This window comes from Acinetobacter sp. C13, from assembly GCF_016809775.1.
Lineage (GTDB): Bacteria > Pseudomonadota > Gammaproteobacteria > Pseudomonadales > Moraxellaceae > Acinetobacter > Acinetobacter pittii.
This window is the reverse complement of the sequence record NZ_JAFBJL010000007.1, coordinates 128,569-145,720: the sequence shown is the minus strand read 5'-3', so window position 1 is coordinate 145,720 and position 17,152 is coordinate 128,569. Positions and strand designations below refer to the sequence as shown.

The following is a 17,152-nucleotide window of genomic DNA, read 5'->3' as shown; positions in this document are numbered from 1 at the left end:
GATGTTAACTTATCATACGCTGATTATCATGCAGAGCAGGAAGCTTTTGACGTAACATATCGTGTAATTCTGTCACTGTATTTACAATCGAATCGGCCTGCCAAGCGGTTAAATCATCACGGTGTTCGATAGGTAAATAGCCATAAGCTGCCAAGATGGTATACATATCGGCATTGCGACCAGCATCAATATCACGAGGATGGTCACCCACATAAATAATTTCATCTGCTGGGATATTTAACTGTTTAGCAGCCAAATACATTGGTTCAGGATCTGGTTTGGTTTTACTGACATCTTCAGGGCATACCAGAACCGCACAGCGTTCTGTTAGATTTAACTTTTCTAAAAGAGATTCACTTAATCCGCGTGGTTTGTTGGTCACAATACCCCATGGGATTTGTGCAGCTTCTAACTCTTCTAAGAGTGGATACATGCCTTCAAACAGATCTGTATCAACCACAATATTATTGCCGTACAGATCTAAAAAGTTTTGACGATGTGCCAAGAAAATTGGATTGGCCACATCCAGCTCTGGATAGACCAATTTCACCATCGCACGTGCACCTTCAGACACCTGAGTGCGAATAAGATCGGCTTCTACAACAGGGCGTCTTGCATCACGGCACATTTGCTGAATAATACGAATGAAATCCGCAGCTGTATCGATAAGCGTACCGTCTAAATCAAATAAAACAGCTTTCATCATGCACCTGTATTAATCGTATGAACCATATAGTTAACGTCAACATTTGGCGCTAACCAGTAATGCTTGGTCAGTGGGTTGTAATGTAGTCCAGTCATTTCTTTTAATGTAAGGCCTGCATTACGAATATCATGTGCCATTTCAGATGGTCGAATAAATTTATGATAATCATGCGTACCTTTTGGCAACATGCGTAGGACGTACTCTGCACCGATAATGGCAAATAAATAAGATTTTGGGTTACGGTTAATGGTCGAGAAGAACACATGGCCGCCCGGTTTAACCAGAGCCTGACAAGCTTTTACAATAGATGCTGGATCTGGAACGTGTTCCATCATTTCCATACAAGTCACCACGTCATATTGACCAGCCTGTTCTTGTGCTAATTCCTCTACGGGAATTTGACGATATTCAATATTTTGAACATTTTCTTGCTGAGCATGTAAACGGCCGACAGCTAGAGGTGCTTCACCCATATCGATACCTAATACATCTGCGCCACGACGTGCCATGCTTTCGGCCAAGATACCGCCACCACAGCCGACATCAAGTACTTTTTTACCAGCGAGACCGCCTGCACGTTCATCAATCCAGTTAAGACGTAGTGGATTGATCTGGTGAAGTGGGCGAAATTCAGAATGTTGATCCCACCATTTGGCAGCAAGTGCTTCAAACTTTGCGATTTCTTGTAAATCAACATTCAATTGCGACATGGTGCTACCTCTAAACTTGAGTTATCTTTTTGGATGTAGTTCGCCGTTAGTGTAGCGATTATTGGGAAAAAAGCGATAAACCCAATAAAAAACTTCACAGAAGCAAAACGAATTTAGCATATTTGTTTTATATTTAGGGCATAAGCTAATGCATAACAACTTAGAGGAAAAGCTGTAGCAATGAAAAAATTGGTTTTGGGTGGTTTGAGTGCAGCAATTATGGCCGTATCGGGTGGTGCAATGGCAGCAGATTTTGTTGCTGGTAAAGACTACACCGTGATTGCCAATCCAGGCAAAGTGGAAGTTCCGGGGAAAATCGAAGTTCGAGAGTTCTTTTGGTATGGATGTCCACACTGTTTCAAACTTGAACCGCATATGCAAACGTGGTTAAAGCAGATTCCTAAAGATGTACGTTTTGTGCGTACACCAGCTGCAATGAATAAAATGTGGGAACAAGGGGCGCGTACATATTATACATCTGAGGCATTAGGTGTACGTAAGCGCACGCATTTACCACTGTTCCATGCGATTCAAGTGAACGGTCAACAAATTTTTGATCAGGCTTCTGCTGCGAAATTCTTTACTCGTTATGGCGTACCTGAGCAGAAATTTAATAGTACTTACAACTCATTTGCTGTGACGGCAAAAGTTGCCGAGTCAAATAAACTTGCTCAACAGTACCAATTAACAGGTGTACCTGCAGTTGTTGTGAATGGTAAATATGTTGTGCAGGGTGAAGATGGTAAAGTCACTCAAGTTCTTAATTATTTAATTGAGAAAGAACGTAAAGCAAAATAAGTTGTTTAGGCTTTACTTCAAAAAAAATGGGCTTCATGTGAAGCCCATTTTTATATTTAATTTATCGTTAATTATCACGAAATAATTCAATTAATTTTGCTGATTTTCATCTTCAATCTGAAAATTTAAAACATCAAAATTAGCTGTTTGAGTCGGCAGTGATAATGCCTGATTAATATATAAATTAATTAATTTTTGGCGAGAACCAATCGAACGCTGGTAATAAGTAGAATTTAAAAGCAGTGATGCACCATAAGTCAGTGACCAGATATAAGACAAATAGTCACGAATTGACATATCATAATTCAATGATTTTAAATAATTTTCTGTAATATCTTTAATTGCCAAAATACGCTGTTGGCGAATTTCATAAAGCTCTTCGAAAAGATGCTTCAACTTAGACTCTGTCATCGTCAGATTTTCTTCAAGTTGATGCAATAGAATCGTTTTCCCTGGTGCAAGTAAATGATGAAGCATGTAATGAGGAGCATACTCTTTGAAATCTGTATTATATTTTTTAGAAATTTCTAAAATTTGCTTTTCATTTTGAATAATGAGCTCAAGCAGAAGCTCATTTTTACTTCTAAAATGCTTATAAAGGGTGCCTTTAGCAATATCTAGCTCGGCCACTAACTCATCTAGAGTAATTTCCTGATTGTTTTCTAATAACAACTTTTCTGCCACGCTCAGAATTTTTTCTTTACGCATCAAAAACTGTGTATGACGATCAAGATTCATAGGTATTCCCACACCAGTTTGGCCTAACTAATAGTTTACTTCCTGTAAAAAGAAAAAGACTTTTCTCGAAATTTTTAGCCTTTTTCTTTCTCTCTTTACGTATTACCACATAACCTGTTTTTTGTCATTTGCCGCTTCTACCGTTCCCAGTTTGCAATCCCTCTAAAGAGTAGGCGAACTTGTGTAGAAGCATTTTCAATAAAAGCAGTTTGTTGCAGCTTGAGCTGTTCACCTTGATATTGTTTCGATAGGTTGAGCCACGTCATTGCCCATGTAAATGACATATTAGTCAAAATGGTAGATAAGACATTTAGGTCTTGAGGATTTTGAATATGTTTAAAATTTTCGAGTTTAGTAAGATCAGTTGTGAGATCTTCAATCAGAAATTCAATTTCTCTGGCAATTGCTGCACGAACCGTTTCTGAACCTCCCCAACGTTCAGCAATCATAAATTGCCATTGCTTAGGGCTATGATTCACCGCCTGCACAAATAGCTCAATACTGGTTTGGGTTTTAGCAGATTTATGTTGTAAATAACTTTGTCCAAGTTGATGTAAAACGCTTTTTAAATGTAGGGCAACTTGATCGACCAATTCCTTGCCGAGCTCATCCATGTCCTGAAAATGGCGGTAGAACGCTGTCGGTACTAAACCTACTTCACGTGCAACTTCACGCAAGCTGATACTACTGAACGAACGCCCAGACGTGCTTAGATGCAAGGCTGCATCGAGAAGTGCCTGACGACTTTGCTGTTTTCGTTCATCCCGTATCGACATTAAAAGAACCTATTTAAACCGTGAGCCAAAGTCTAACAAAAAAGAGCAAACTTTCATAAAAAAAATAGTGAACAAGTGTTGACTGAGTGAACAGTTACAAATATAGTGTACATATGTTCACTATACGAACATGTGTTCACTCAAATAAATAGCCAGAAACAAAAGAGGAACGTATGAACGCAACACTTAGCTATCAGCCACATTGGGTTCGAGAAGATTTCGTTGATTTTGTCTTGCAGAAAATTAACGTGACTTGGGCGTGGAAAAGGGTACTTGCAGAAGTTACTGCAGTTCAGCCACTTCATACCGATATGGTGCTCATTAGACTTAAACCGAATCGTAATTTTAATTTCGATCAGGTCCGCGCAGGTCAAAGTATTCTGCTGACTTTGCTCATCGATGGCGTTTACCAACAGCGTAGTTATTCAATTATTGAAGTGACTACTCAGGGTGAAATCGCTTTAGGTATTAAAGTACAAGGTTTGGTGTCTCGTGCAGCTCAACTATTACATGTGGGTGAGTGTGTTGAGATTTCACAACCACAAGGTGATTTTATTTTGCACCAAGGTCAGCATCCTGCCATCTTAATTGCGTCAGGAAGTGGCATTACTGCAATTTATTCACTCTTGCAGCAAGCTTTGAAACAGCAGCTTGAACAAATTCATGTCATTTATTTTAATCGTGCGGAAATTTTTCATACTGAATTAAAAGCTTTGGCAGAACAGCACCCGCAGCTTCAATATCACTTTTTTAATACTACCGAGCAAAAGCAGCATTTAACTGAAAACCTACTACAAAAGCTTGTTCCTGACTTTGAGCAGACAGCAACTTATGTTTGTGGTCATCATGGCATGATGCAGCAAGCCAATGAAATTTATGCACAAAAAGGTGCTCAGTCGCAGCTTCATCAAGAGTATTTTCAGCCACTTCAAGTGACTGGTACACATGCAGCACAGCGTATTATTTTCCGCCGTGCTCAACACGAGTTTTTAGCTGAAACAAATTTACTGAGCAGTGCAGAGCAAGCTGGTTTACGCCCACAACATGGTTGCCGTATGGGTGTCTGCAATAAATGCAGCTGTACCAAGGTAAGCGGAGTTACTCAAAACCTATTAACTGGTGAAATTGAAGATCAACCGAACCGCCCAATTAAACTATGCGTGAGCCAGGCATTAAGCCCAGTCACAATTGATCTATAAAAAGAATTAAAGAGGATTAACCCTATGAATATGGCATTAGAATTTTCTACTGTTTCTAAATCTGCTCGTTTAACACCTGAACAGACTGAGGAGTTTGGTCGCCGTGTTGAGCAGATTCGTCAAGACGTTATGCAAAGTCTTGGTGAGCAAGATGCAAAATATATCTACAAAGTACGTAATTTTGTTCGATATACCGAAATCGCATCGCGTGGCATGTTGATGTTTGGTGGTTGGATTCCGCCAGTCTGGCTACTAGGCACAGGCTTATTAGGTATTTCTAAAATTGTAGAAAACATGGAACTTGGTCATAACGTCATGCACGGTCAGTTTGACTGGTTAAATGAACCAAGCCTGAACGGTAATACTTACGATTGGGATACTATTGCATCGGGTGATGACTGGCGTGAAACACATAACTATGTGCATCACACCTATACCAATATTGTCGGTAAAGACCACGATGTTGGTTATGGTATTTTGCGAGTAAGTGACCAACAGAAGTGGGAACCCCGCCATCTGTTTAATATTCCCCTCGGTCTACAATTAATGTTTTTCTTTGAGTGGTATGTAGGCGTGCAAAACTTACATCTTGAAGATGCATTAGTTTATAAAACCAAGAGCTGGAAACAGGTTTGGAAAGATTCGGCTAAAGTCCGTAAAAAAGCCACACGCCAAGTTTTAAAAGACTATGTGTTTTTCCCTGTGATCTCTGGTCCTATGTTTTTACCGGTTTTTGCAGGAAATGTAGTTGCGAATATTATTCGTAACTTGTGGTCATCTGCGGTGATTTTTAATGGTCACTTTACTGAAGATGCAGAAACGTTTGAGCCTGATAATACTGATACCGAAACTAAGGCCGAGTGGTACTTACGCCAGATTCGTGGTTCAAGTAATTTTAGTGGTACAGAATGGCTACATTTTATGAGTGGTAACTTAAGCCATCAGATTGAGCATCATTTATTTCCAGATATGCCAGCTAACCGCTATAAAGAAGTAGCACCGAAAATTAAGGCACTCTGTGCAGAATACGGCATTAACTACAACGAGGCGAACTTTATGCGTCAGTTCTGGAGTGTATGGGTACGTTTAGCGAAATGTTCATTGCCAAACCATACCACTGGAAAAGTGATGCAGACATTGGAAAAGTTAAAAGCAAAATTTAAATTTGCATAATCTCAGTTAATCCAAAATAGCTCCTTTTTAGGGGCTATTTTTATTTTTGAGTTATGAAACTTGCAGACTTACATTTGAAAGTAGGGAATAAACTCAACCTGTCAAAATCCTTTGCTATACTATGCCCAAGTTTGTATTTAAGAGAAGTTAGGAAGGATTATGCGTATTGACCAACGTGCATTAGACCAATTACGTGAAGTGAAAATTACACGAAACTACACCCGTTATGCTGAAGGTTCTGTGCTGGTCGAATTTGGTCACACCAAAGTCCTTTGTACTGCAAGCATTGATAACTCAGTGCCACGCTTTTTAAAAGGCCAAGGCCAAGGCTGGGTAACGGCAGAATATGGCATGTTACCGCGTTCAACACATTCACGTTGTGATCGTGAAGCGGCTCGTGGTAAACAAACTGGTCGTACTCAAGAAATCCAACGTTTGATTGGCCGTAGCTTACGTGCAATGGTTGATTTGAAAAAGCTTGGTGAAAACACGATTACCATCGACTGTGACGTGATTCAGGCTGATGGTGGTACGCGTACTGCTTCAATCACTGGTGCTGCTGTAGCATTAGTTGATGCGATGAATGTTTTATTGTCTCAAAAGAAAATTAAGCATGATCCGCTTAAAGGGTTGGTTGCTGCGATTTCTGTCGGTATGTATCAAGACGAAGTGTTGCTTGACCTTTGCTATGAAGAAGACTCGAACTGTCAAACTGACTTAAATGTAGTAATGACACAAGCTGGCGAGTTTATTGAAATTCAAGGTACTGCCGAAGACAAACCGTTTACCCGCGCTCAAAGCAATGCCATGTTAGAAATGGCTGAAAAAGGGATTGCCGAGCTCATTAAAAAGCAACAAGAAGCTTTAGGCTGGTAATTTTACGCTTTCTGAAAAACGCATCTTCGGATGCGTTTTTTTATGCCTTCATCAAATCGACATAAAAACATCACTTGCCTGTCACTTTAAGGCTTTATTAGTAGTTCGCATTTAAACCGTTTGGAAAAAACCAATGCGAAAACTTTCACTTTTATTAATTACTTCTTTAGCACTCATGCTCAGTGCTTGTAACGATGATAATGACTCAGATAATTCATCGCCAACAACACCGCCCACCAGTAATTGCAAAATGCACTGTGCACCATAACAAGAACTCAGGATAGAACTAATGAATCGTCGCGAATTTCTTTTAAATTCTACAAAAACCATGTTTGGGACAGCTGCTTTAGCGAGTTTCCCGCTGAGTATTCAAAAAGCCTTAGCTATTGATGCCAAAGTTGAAAGTGGAACTATTCAAGATGTTAAACACATCGTGATTTTGACTCAGGAAAACCGTTCTTTCGATAATTATTTCGGAACATTAAAAGGTGTACGTGGTTTTGGTGATCGTTTTACGATTCCAATGACGGAAAGCCGAAAGGTTTGGGAACAATATGATGCGAATAAAAAGAAAGTATTGCCTTACCATTTAGATAGTCGTTTAGGAAATGCTCAGCGTGTTTCAGGTACACCTCACTCATGGTCTGATGGCCAAGCAGCTTGGGACAATGGCCGTATGAGTGATTGGGTCGCTTATAAAAAACCACAGTCGATGGGCTACTATAAAAAACAAGAAGTCGAATATCAGTTTGCTTTAGCGAATGCTTTTACCATTTGTGATGCTTACCACTGTGCTATGCATGCTGGGACCAACCCAAACCGTAAGTTTATTTGGACTGGAACGAATGGTCCTACAGGTGCAGGTGTTGCGAGTGTTGTAAATGAATTTGATGGGATTGGGGCATCAACAGAAGGTTATGAATGGACGACTTATCCTGAGCGCTTACAGCAGGCTGGCGTAACATGGAAAGTCTATCAAAATATGCCAGATAACTTTACCGATAACCCGTTAGCTGGTTTCAAACAGTATCGCCGTGCAAATGAGCAATCTGGTCAACCTGTCAGTAACGACACGCTAACGTGTCCAGCATACGATGAAAAGATTGATGCGACTCAACCACTTTACAAAGGTATTGCCAATACCATGCCGGACGGTGGTTTTTTAGGAACTTTTAAAGCTGATATCGCACAAGGTAAATTACCGCAGGTGAGTTGGTTGGTCGCTCCTGCAACTTACAGTGAACATCCGGGGCCATCTAGTCCTGTACAAGGTGCCTGGTATATTCAAGAAGTATTAAATGCATTAACTGAAAACCCTGAGCTGTGGAGCCAAACTGTTTTATTGGTGAACTTCGATGAAAATGACGGTTTCTTTGACCATATTCCTTCACCAAGTGCACCTTCTAAAGATGTAAACGGTGTTGTATATGGAAAAACGACTTTAAACGATCAGCAAGTATCTTATGAGTACTTTAACCATCCAGCAGTAGCGACTTCAAAATCTCAACCTAAGCCAGATGGTCGAGTGTATGGACCAGGTGTACGAGTTCCAATGTATGTGATTTCGCCGTGGAGCCGTGGAGGATGGGTAAATTCTCAAGTCTTTGACCATACCTCTATTTTACAGTTCTTGGAAAAACGCTTTGGTGTGCAAGAACCTAACATTAGCCCATACCGCCGTGCTGTATGTGGTGATTTAACGACGGCATTTAACTTTAAAACACCGAATGTTCTGCCTGTTGCTGAACTAGATGGGAAGAAAACCAAAGCCGAAGCCGATGCGATTCGTGTTGCTCAAGCTTTATTGCCACAAGTTCCTGTTCCGAGCCAGCAGCAATTTCCTCAGCAGGAAATGGGAATTAGGCCATCACGTGCTTTGCCATATATTTTGCACACCAGTGCCAAAGTCGATACCACTCAAAAAACGATTAAGCTGATGTTCTCTAATACAGGTAAACAGGCAGCCGTTTTCCATGTCTATAACCGATTTGATCTTACGGCAATTCCACGTCGTTATATGGTTGAGGCAGGTAAACAGCTCGATGATGTATGGAATGCTACAAATGGGCAGTACGATTTGTGGGTGCTTGGACCAAATGGTTTCCACCGTGCGTTTAAAGGTAATTTGAGTCAAGCTAACCAGACTCAAGCATTACCGGAAATTAGAGTGTGTGTAGAAGAATGTGATGCGAATTTGTATCTAAAAGTGCGTCATGATGGTAATAAGTCAGTCAAGCTAAACGTCAAAGCAAATGCTTATCTTCCAAATAAGACATGGACGATTGAAACCAATAGTTCTGAAAAAGAACTGGTTTGGGATATGTCTGAATTTGGTGGTTGGTATGACTTCACTGTGACTTTAGCTGATGATGCTACGTTTAGTCGTCGTTTTGCAGGACGTATAGAAACTCAAGAAGATTCAATTTCTGATCCTTATATGGGTTATCTAGAGTCTTAGGTTGGTAAGTTATTTTCCTTAATGTAGGTATTGAAATTTATTCCTCATTAACTGGTGCTAAAAGTCATCTGCAACCTGTCTATAATCTATAAGGATCTTATTTTTGCAACAAAATAGGATAGAGGATGAAAGTGGGCAGGTTTTGCAGATGACAATGCCTTTGGTTACTTTGGGCAAAACCAAAGTAACAGAATGGGCTGTTGGCAAAAAATTCTAAGCGATAAGACTCTGTCGCGTAGGAAAAGAGATATCCATGTCACGATAGTAAATAAAGGGAATAGGGTGTTTATATAAAATACTATGTGGGAAGATGCTGTCGTATAGATGAATAATAAAAATAAAGGCTTACCTTTTGTAACAGAATCTCCTAAGCCTGGTCATATTTATCTTTTACCTTGAAACCCTGAATTTTTTAAAGTAATGGGGAAAATTTATGCTACAAGGTTTTATTGTATTATTAGCAGTAGTGACATTTGTTTTAATGGCTGCTGACCCACGTGATAGTGGAACACAAGCGACTCAGTCAGCGTGGCAAAAAACACAAGCTGCAGACATGACCAAGTCGCAACAAAATACCAATAATGATGCAGATTTTATCTAAGCATTAAAACGCATAGATAAATCAACAGCTCTAACGTCTTTAGTTAGGACACCCATAGAAATATAGTCAACGCCAGTGGTGGCAACTTCACGCAAGTTTTCAATAGTGATATTGCCAGAGGCTTCGAGTTTACAGCGGCCCGCCACATGTTTTACGGCATCAATCATTTGCTGTTGACTGAAGTTATCGAGCATGACAATGTCAGCACCAGCTTCAAGCGCTTGATTTAGTTCATCCCAAGTTTCAACTTCGACTTCAACAGGTTTGCCCGGTGCGATTTGATGTGCTTTGGCAATTGCTTGAGCAATACCACCCGCTGCCATAATATGGTTTTCTTTAATTAAGAACGCATCAAATAAACCAAGACGATGGTTTTGTCCGCCCCCGATAGCAACCGCATATTTTTGTGCAATACGTAAGCCCGGTAGGGTTTTACGTGTATCGAGAAGTTTTGTATTTAAACCTTCAAGATGCTGAACATATTCAGTAGTTTTTGTTGCAACAGCAGACAAAGTTTGAATAAAGTTTAAAGCAGGGCGCTCTACAGTCAGTAAGCTACGTGCAGAACCTGCAAGCTTTAAAAAGGCTTCGTTTGCAGCAACACGTTCACCTTCTTGTTTTAACCAAATCACCTGTACAGTGTTGTCATAAGCTGAGATGAGTGCATTTACCCAGGGTTGGCCAGCTAAGACCATATCTTCGCGGCTAATAATGGTTGCCGTGGCTTGTTCATCTTCAGGTGTGAGCATAGCGGTAATGTCACCGTCCCCAATATCTTCTTGTAATGCTTGTTGAATATTGATTTGAATTGATTGTTCAAGCAAAGACTGAGGTATGCTCATACGGTTTCCATTTTGTCGATGACCCTAAAACTTGCGATATATTAGCATCGTCGACCTGAAAAATAAGCTATTTTATGAGATTAATCGCGATAAACAATCGCATTTACTACTTTGAAAAGCACATAACTGTTTTAAACTAAAACAATTGGCAAGCAATTTATTGGCGTCTCAATGAAGCAAATCACAGCGTATGAAGTTATAGATGGACAATTAAAAGGGGCGAGACAAATCCCTTCTCCAAATTTTAACCAGCGTCCGACTGGCACCGAAATTCAAATGATTGTGGTTCATAATATTAGTTTGCCACCGTCTCAATTTGGAGGCGGCTATATTGAGCAGTTTTTTCAAAATAAATTAGATTGGTCAGTTCATCCTTATTTTCAGACTATTGAAGGCATGCAGGTTTCTACACATCTGTTAATTTTACGAACAGGTGAAGTCCTACAGTTTGTTAACTTTAACGAGAGAGCATGGCATGCAGGGCGTTCAAGTTATTTAGCCAAAGTAGAATGCAACGATTATTCAATTGGTATAGAACTTGAAGGAAGTGATGATTTACCTTTTGAAGATGTACAATATGAAGTATTAACTGACGTTGTTACTGCTATTCGCCAAGCTTATCCAGAAATTAAAAACCATATTGCAGGGCATTCGGATGTTGCTCCTGGCCGAAAAACCGATCCAGGTCCTTATTTTAAATGGCAGCACTTTAGACAACTGTTAGCACAGAAAAAAACTTGAGTTTGTTCATCATTTCACAACGAAAAGATTTTCTAGTTTCATTACAATAGCGTCTTTCGAATACAGCTGTAGGTGAGTGCGATGGCATTGTGGCGATCGACTTTTATTGTCAGTGCAATGACGATGTTGTCACGAGTGTTAGGGCTCGTGCGTGACGTCGTATTGCTCAACGTGTTTGGTGCAGGTAAAGATTTTGATACCTTCGTCGTCGCTTTTCGTATTCCCAACTTCTTTCGACGACTATTTGCCGAAGGCGCCTTTTCTCAGGCCTTTATCCCAGTCTTAACTGAATATAAAACGGGTCGAGCACACGCTGAAGTGCAGATCTTAATTAGTCGGGTATTTGGCTGTTTACTCACAGTTATGACCTTACTCACTTTTGTGGCTATGGTTTTAGCACCTGCAATCATTTATATGTACGCACCGGGCTTCCACAGCGATCCGGAAAAGTTCGATTTAGCCGTCAGCATGTTCCGTTTGACTATTCCATATCTAATGTTTATGTCGCTCACGGCTTTTGCTAGCAGCATCTTAAATAGTTATGGTTCGTTTGCCTCACCAGCTTTTTCACCAGTTTTGTTAAATGTAGCGATGATCGCAGGAGCGTGGTGGCTTACGCCGTATATGGCTGAGCCAATCAAAGCATTAGGCTGGTCAGTTGTTGCGGCTGGGGTATTACAGTTAGCGATACAAATTCCTGAATTGTGGCGTAAAAACCTACTGATTCCACCTAAAGTTGATTTTAAACATGAGGGTGTAGAGCGTATTTTAAAATTAATGCTTCCAGCATTATTTGGTGTATCGGTGACTCAGATTAACCTATTGCTAAATACGATTTGGGCATCTTTCATGCAAGATGGTTCAGTGTCTTGGCTCTACAGTGCTGAACGCATGACTGAGCTACCTTTAGGTTTAATTGGGGTTGCGATTGGTACAGTAATTTTGCCTTCGCTTTCTGCCCGTCATGCAGAGCAGGATCAAGCAAAGTTCCGCGGTATGATCGACTGGGCTGCAAAAGTCATTGTATTGGTAGGATTACCGGCAAGTATTGCTTTATTTATGCTTTCAACACCGATTATTCAAGCATTATTCCAGCGTGGTGAGTTTGATCTACGTGATACACAAATGACAGCTCTAGCATTGCAATGTATGAGTGCTGGTGTAATTTCTTTCATGCTTATTAAAGTATTTGCACCTGGTTTCTATGCACAACAAGACACAAAAACACCAGTGCGCGTAGGCTTAATGTCGGTCGCAGCTAATGCAATTTTAAACGTTGTATTTATTGGTTTCTTTAAGCTTATTGATTGGCATGCAGAACATATGGCACTTGCACTAGCATCTTCAGGTTCAGCGTTAGTAAATGCTGGTTTACTCTACTTCTATTTGCATAAGCGTAATATTTTCCGATTTGGTCCGCATTGGAAGAAATTAGGACTTCAATATGGTTTAGCAAACCTCGCTATGATTGCAGCGCTTTGGTTTGGGCTCAATTGGTATAACGGAGAGCTTTCACAGTGGTTACGTGTTGCCGAAGTCGTAGGGCTATGCGTAGTTGGGATAATTGCTTACCTGATCGGTTTAATCCTTACGGGTTTTCGACCTAGAGATTTAAAACACTAAAAATAAAAAAAGCGATCTTAAATGATCGCTTTTTTTATACTAATACATTTATTTTGGCAAAACTTGTAGCAATTCAATATCGAAAATTAAAGTGCTATTCGGACCAATCGTATCACCTGCACCGACTTCACCGTAAGCGAGATTTGCAGGGATAAAGAAACGGGTTTTACCGCCTTCTTTCATGGTTTGCAGACCTTCAGTCCAGCCTGCAATCACTTGGCTGAGTTGAAACTCAACTGGATGATTACGTGCGATTGAGCTGTCAAACACAGTTCCGTCAAGTAAACGGCCTTCATAATTTACTTTAACACGTGATACAGCTTTCGGTTTTTTACCTGTACCTTCTTTTAATACTTGGTATTGGAGACCTGATTTAGTCGTGATTATGCCCGATTTTTTTGCATTATCAGCAAGAAATGCAGCACCTGCTTGAGCATTTTGTTGTCCTACTTTTTGAAACTCAACAAGCTGCTTAGCTTCTAAAGTTTTTTTATAATCATTAATCGCTTTCGCCATTTCTTCGTCAGTTAAGCGTGCGGTTTTGTTCTGAGCACCTTCTTGTAAACCCTGATAAAAAATATCAAGATTTAGATCTGTTAAAGCATCAGTATTATTACGGCCCATTAAATAGCCATAGCTATAGCTAAATTGTTCTTTCGCCGGGCTTTTATTTGTAATAGGTGCAGCAGCAAAAACAGATAAACTTATCGTTGATGTTGCAATAATTAAACCAATTTTTTTCATGCCGTTTTCCAAAAAAAAGGAGAGTACTGTTTTACTCTCCTAAATGTTTTTATTTCACTGAAATGAGTTCTACATCAAAAATCAGCGTACTGTTTGCTGGAATGCCAGGAAGTTCCTGAGGACCATAAGCAAGATTAGATGGAATAAAGAACGTCGCTTTGCCGCCTTCTTTCATGAGCTGAAGCCCTTCAGTCCAACCTGGAATAACCTGATTGAGTGGAAACTCAACTGGTTCACCGCGCTTATAAGAACTATCAAATACTTGACCATTAATTAATCGGCCTTCGTAATGTACTTTAACCATAGACTGCGCAGTTGGTTGTTTACCTGTGCCTTCTTTAGTGATGATATATTGCAAGCCAGATGCTGTAGTTTTTACACCAGCTTTTGTTTTATTTTCTGCAAGGAATTGAACATCTGCAGATTCAGACGCTGCTCCAGCAGCTTGCTCTGGTTTATCTTGTTGTTGCATTTTTTGCTGCAATTCTTTTTCATAAGCAGCAACAGCAGCTTTTAACTCTTCTTGAGTATAAGCACTTGGTTGCTTATTACGAGCATCATGAATCCCTTTCACAAATGATTTTGTATCTAGTTCAGGTGGAGTTTGCTGAGCAACTTCGTATCCAAGAACATAACTGATTTTTTCAATTGGAGAGGCATTTTTATTTGCTTTGCTTCCGACTTCTGTGGTCGGATGTTGGCTTGCATAATAAACTGGTACAAGTGCAGCACCGCCTAAAACTACAGCGACAGCAATGGGTAAGGCTTTACTCATAAAAGGTTCCAAAAATAATCATTTGAGTCTAAAAAAGCTGTTTTTGATCTTAGCATGCTTAAGCATAGAATGTTTAAGAAAAAAAACGAGTGGTTTTTTATATATTTTAGTTAGTTTTAGTAGGAATAGACTTAAAAAAATCTTAAATAAAAAAACCGGATCATTTGATCCGGTTCTCTTATCACTTTACGATTAATCTTCTTTTTGTGCTTTATAAGCATAGGCATAGTTATAGCCATAACCATAACCCGCACTAGCACGTTGAATGTCGTTAAGAATGAAGCCGTTGACTTTAACCCCTGCTTGTTCAAAGCGATTAAGGGTTAAGTCGAGCTCTTTCATTTGCGACTTAGCATAACGCGCAACAATTAAGTTCACACCAGTATACTGCGAAATAATAATACCATCGGTTACTGCAAGTACTGGTGGAGTATCGATAATGATGTGGTCATATTGACTTTGTAGCTGTTCAAGTAACTCTTTAAATTGATTAGAACTTAAAATCTCTGAAGGATTTGTTGGGCTTTTACCACGAGTAATCACATCAAGGTTAGCAACTTGAGTTTTGTGTAATACTTTTTGTAGATCAGCTTGTCCACTTAACAATTCAGAAAGACCCGGTTTCACATCAACATCAAAGTATTTATGCATATAACCACGGCGCATATCAGCATCAATGAGTAGTACGCGTTTATCACCTTGAGCAAAAATAGTTGCAAGATTCGTTGAAATAAACGATTTACCCACTTCTGGAGAAGGGCCAGCAATCATAATGATATTATTTTTTGCATTTGCTAAAGCAAAATGAATCGCTGTACGGATACTACGTAAGCTCTCAATTGCTATGTCATCACCATTTTTAACAGCAAGAATAGGAATACTTTTCTTCTTCTTTAAGATTTTGATGCGGCTTTCTTGAATTGGAGAACGTGGTACGGTTGCATAGACTGGTAAATCCAACTCATTTTCAATTTGCCCAGAATCTTTAATACCTGTACGTAAAATATTACGCACTAATGCAATTAGTGTCCCAATAAATCCGCCTAACAATAATGAGAGGAGTAAGATCTGTAATTTTTTGGGCTTAATTGGTTCAACAGGTTCAATAGCAGTGTCTACAATCCTTACATTACCTATTTCGCCTGCCTTAGCAATGCGAAGTTGCTGATATGAATTTAATAACGCAGTGTAGAGCTGAGTTTTTACTTCTACTTCACGATACAGCTGTAAATACTGACGTTGAATATCTGGTAATTGTTTTAATGTGCTATTTAATTCGCCGATTTGTTTATTAACAGCTGTAAGTTGACCATTAATTTCACGCATTGCAGGATGTTCAGCCGTATATTTTGCCGCCATTTCTGCCTGCTTTTGTTCAAGCTCAGCTTTCTTCGTTTCTAAAGTGATACTTTGTGTTAAATATAGTTCTGACTCTTTAGTAACATCAACAGTGTTGTATTGCTGGCGGAATTTGTTGAATTGACGTTCAGCATCATCTAATTGTTTTTTCAAATCTGGAAGCTGTTCATCCAAGAATTTTAAAGTCTGAGCAGATTCAGCTGAGCGGCGTTCAACATTTTGATCACCGTAGGTTACTAAAATAGCATTTAAAACTTTAGTAATGTGTGCTTGATCTTCACCTTGATAACTCAAGCCAATAATGCCAGTTAATTTACCACGCTCTGCAACAGAATAGTCTGAGCTAATTGCGTCGACCGCGGCTGGTAAAGATAAATTTTTGATGTTGTATGTAGCATCAAATTGATCTTTAGTGAAAATACCAACTTTCCAAGTACCGTGTGGACCAGTGACTTGATTTAATTGATTGAGTGGTACAGTTAGAATAGTTTGTTCAGTATCAGGATCACTTAAATTCAAGGATTTTTTATCAAAACTTAGCAATAAGTTTCTGTCAAGATAATAAGCGGGAATTTCAAACTGGAAGACTTCAAAGCTTTTGAGTCCATCCTTAAAAATGACTGATTTCTTGTTATATTCTGTTTTATACTGGGTATCACTTAACAAACGATGAGTAAGTGTATTTTCTGTACTAGAAATCTGAATATTTAAATGTAAATCTTTAATAACTGAACCTAAAACTAGACGAGATTTTAAGATTTCAATTTCTGCTTGAGCAGGTGACTTTTGCTCAATCATTTGAGATAAATCGCCTAAAAGAGCAGCTGAAGCACCTTTACTATCCTCCACCTGAACCAAAGCATCAACTGAGTAGGTATCTGGCGTTACACGCAAATAAAGTAGAGCACATACAAGGCTTAAAATAATGCACAGTGCAATTAATTTCCACTGAGCAATCAGTGAGAAAAATAATTCCTTTAAATCAATGGTATCTTTGGTATTAGTATTTTGGTTCATAAGTGTAAAATCTTGG

17 protein-coding genes are annotated in these 17,152 nt (G+C 39.4%); 8 read left to right on the top strand and 9 right to left on the bottom strand.

The window, feature by feature from the left end; translation table 11 throughout:
• Window positions 1-4: 4 nt before the first annotated feature.
• Together JGE69_RS16915 and ubiG are read right to left on the bottom strand one after the other, a co-directional pair.
• Window positions 5-706, bottom strand: coding sequence for an HAD family hydrolase (locus JGE69_RS16915; protein ID WP_081403746.1), 702 nt, complete (start codon window positions 704-706; stop codon window positions 5-7).
• Window positions 703-1,416, bottom strand: coding sequence for a bifunctional 2-polyprenyl-6-hydroxyphenol methylase/3-demethylubiquinol 3-O-methyltransferase UbiG (gene ubiG / locus JGE69_RS16910; protein WP_005804826.1), 714 nt, complete (start codon window positions 1,414-1,416; stop codon window positions 703-705). The genes JGE69_RS16915 and ubiG overlap by 4 nt, the downstream gene beginning before the upstream one ends.
• A 180-nt stretch (window positions 1,417-1,596) precedes the next feature.
• Here ubiG and JGE69_RS16905 point away from each other — a divergent pair, with 180 nt between their 5' ends.
• Entirely contained in the window at window positions 1,597-2,214 is a 618-nt protein-coding gene (locus JGE69_RS16905) for a thiol:disulfide interchange protein DsbA/DsbL (RefSeq protein ID WP_005804825.1), read from the top strand.
• A 90-nt stretch (window positions 2,215-2,304) separates the two neighbouring features.
• Here the strand turns inward: JGE69_RS16905 and JGE69_RS16900 are convergent, their stop codons facing one another.
• Window positions 2,305-2,952 (bottom strand): TetR/AcrR family transcriptional regulator, encoded by a 648-nt coding sequence (locus JGE69_RS16900; RefSeq protein ID WP_002120773.1) that lies wholly within the window; start codon window positions 2,950-2,952, stop codon window positions 2,305-2,307.
• A 137-nt stretch (window positions 2,953-3,089) separates the two neighbouring features.
• A complete protein-coding gene (locus tag JGE69_RS16895; protein WP_002120796.1) occupies window positions 3,090-3,728 on the bottom strand; it encodes a TetR family transcriptional regulator in 639 nt (212 codons plus the stop codon).
• A gap of 173 nt (window positions 3,729-3,901) precedes the next feature.
• Between JGE69_RS16895 and JGE69_RS16890 the strand changes: the two genes are divergently transcribed.
• The 3 genes from JGE69_RS16890 (at window position 3,902) to rph (ending at window position 6,976) form a co-directional block, all read left to right on the top strand.
• A complete protein-coding gene (locus tag JGE69_RS16890; RefSeq protein ID WP_199114011.1) occupies window positions 3,902-4,927 on the top strand; it encodes a ferredoxin reductase in 1,026 nt (341 codons plus the stop codon).
• 30 nt (window positions 4,928-4,957) lie between these two features.
• Complete coding sequence (locus JGE69_RS16885) at window positions 4,958-6,100, top strand: fatty acid desaturase family protein (protein ID WP_199114067.1); 1,143 nt, start codon at window positions 4,958-4,960, stop codon at window positions 6,098-6,100.
• 159 nt (window positions 6,101-6,259) lie between these two features.
• Complete coding sequence (gene rph / locus JGE69_RS16880; RefSeq protein WP_002120794.1) at window positions 6,260-6,976, top strand: ribonuclease PH; 717 nt, start codon at window positions 6,260-6,262, stop codon at window positions 6,974-6,976.
• Window positions 6,977-7,087: 111 nt separating this feature from the next.
• On the opposite strand, the gene JGE69_RS16875 is transcribed toward rph, so the two are convergent.
• A complete protein-coding gene (locus JGE69_RS16875; RefSeq protein ID WP_017387462.1) occupies window positions 7,088-7,225 on the bottom strand; it encodes a hypothetical protein in 138 nt (45 codons plus the stop codon).
• A gap of 40 nt (window positions 7,226-7,265) precedes the next feature.
• Here JGE69_RS16875 and JGE69_RS16870 point away from each other — a divergent pair, with 40 nt between their 5' ends.
• Both JGE69_RS16870 and JGE69_RS16865 read left to right on the top strand, forming a co-directional pair.
• Window positions 7,266-9,434: a phosphocholine-specific phospholipase C gene (locus JGE69_RS16870; RefSeq protein ID WP_031968841.1), complete on the top strand. Its 2,169-nt coding sequence runs from the start codon at window positions 7,266-7,268 to the stop codon at window positions 9,432-9,434.
• Window positions 9,435-9,867: 433 nt separating this feature from the next.
• On the top strand, window positions 9,868-10,035 hold the full coding sequence (locus tag JGE69_RS16865) for a hypothetical protein (RefSeq protein WP_014208035.1): 168 nt from the start codon (window positions 9,868-9,870) through the stop codon (window positions 10,033-10,035).
• Here the strand turns inward: JGE69_RS16865 and nadC are convergent.
• Complete coding sequence (gene nadC, locus JGE69_RS16860; RefSeq protein WP_014208036.1) at window positions 10,032-10,877, bottom strand: carboxylating nicotinate-nucleotide diphosphorylase; 846 nt, start codon at window positions 10,875-10,877, stop codon at window positions 10,032-10,034. The genes JGE69_RS16865 and nadC overlap by 4 nt on opposite strands.
• A 171-nt stretch (window positions 10,878-11,048) precedes the next feature.
• Between nadC and ampD the strand changes: the two genes are divergently transcribed.
• Together ampD and murJ are read left to right on the top strand one after the other, a co-directional pair.
• On the top strand, window positions 11,049-11,618 hold the full coding sequence (gene ampD, locus JGE69_RS16855) for a 1,6-anhydro-N-acetylmuramyl-L-alanine amidase AmpD (protein ID WP_014208037.1): 570 nt from the start codon (window positions 11,049-11,051) through the stop codon (window positions 11,616-11,618).
• A gap of 72 nt (window positions 11,619-11,690) precedes the next feature.
• Window positions 11,691-13,241, top strand: a complete 1,551-nt coding sequence (gene murJ / locus JGE69_RS16850; protein WP_005804817.1) for a murein biosynthesis integral membrane protein MurJ — start codon at window positions 11,691-11,693, stop codon at window positions 13,239-13,241.
• Window positions 13,242-13,289: 48 nt separating this feature from the next.
• On the opposite strand, the gene JGE69_RS16845 is transcribed toward murJ, so the two are convergent.
• The 3 genes from JGE69_RS16845 to JGE69_RS16835 form a co-directional block, all read right to left on the bottom strand.
• Complete coding sequence (locus JGE69_RS16845; protein WP_199114013.1) at window positions 13,290-13,985, bottom strand: FKBP-type peptidyl-prolyl cis-trans isomerase; 696 nt, start codon at window positions 13,983-13,985, stop codon at window positions 13,290-13,292.
• A 49-nt stretch (window positions 13,986-14,034) separates the two neighbouring features.
• Complete coding sequence (locus JGE69_RS16840; RefSeq protein WP_014208039.1) at window positions 14,035-14,760, bottom strand: FKBP-type peptidyl-prolyl cis-trans isomerase; 726 nt, start codon at window positions 14,758-14,760, stop codon at window positions 14,035-14,037.
• 192 nt (window positions 14,761-14,952) lie between these two features.
• Entirely contained in the window at window positions 14,953-17,136 is a 2,184-nt protein-coding gene (locus JGE69_RS16835; protein WP_199114015.1) for a polysaccharide biosynthesis tyrosine autokinase, read from the bottom strand.
• Window positions 17,137-17,152: the final 16 nt, after the last annotated feature.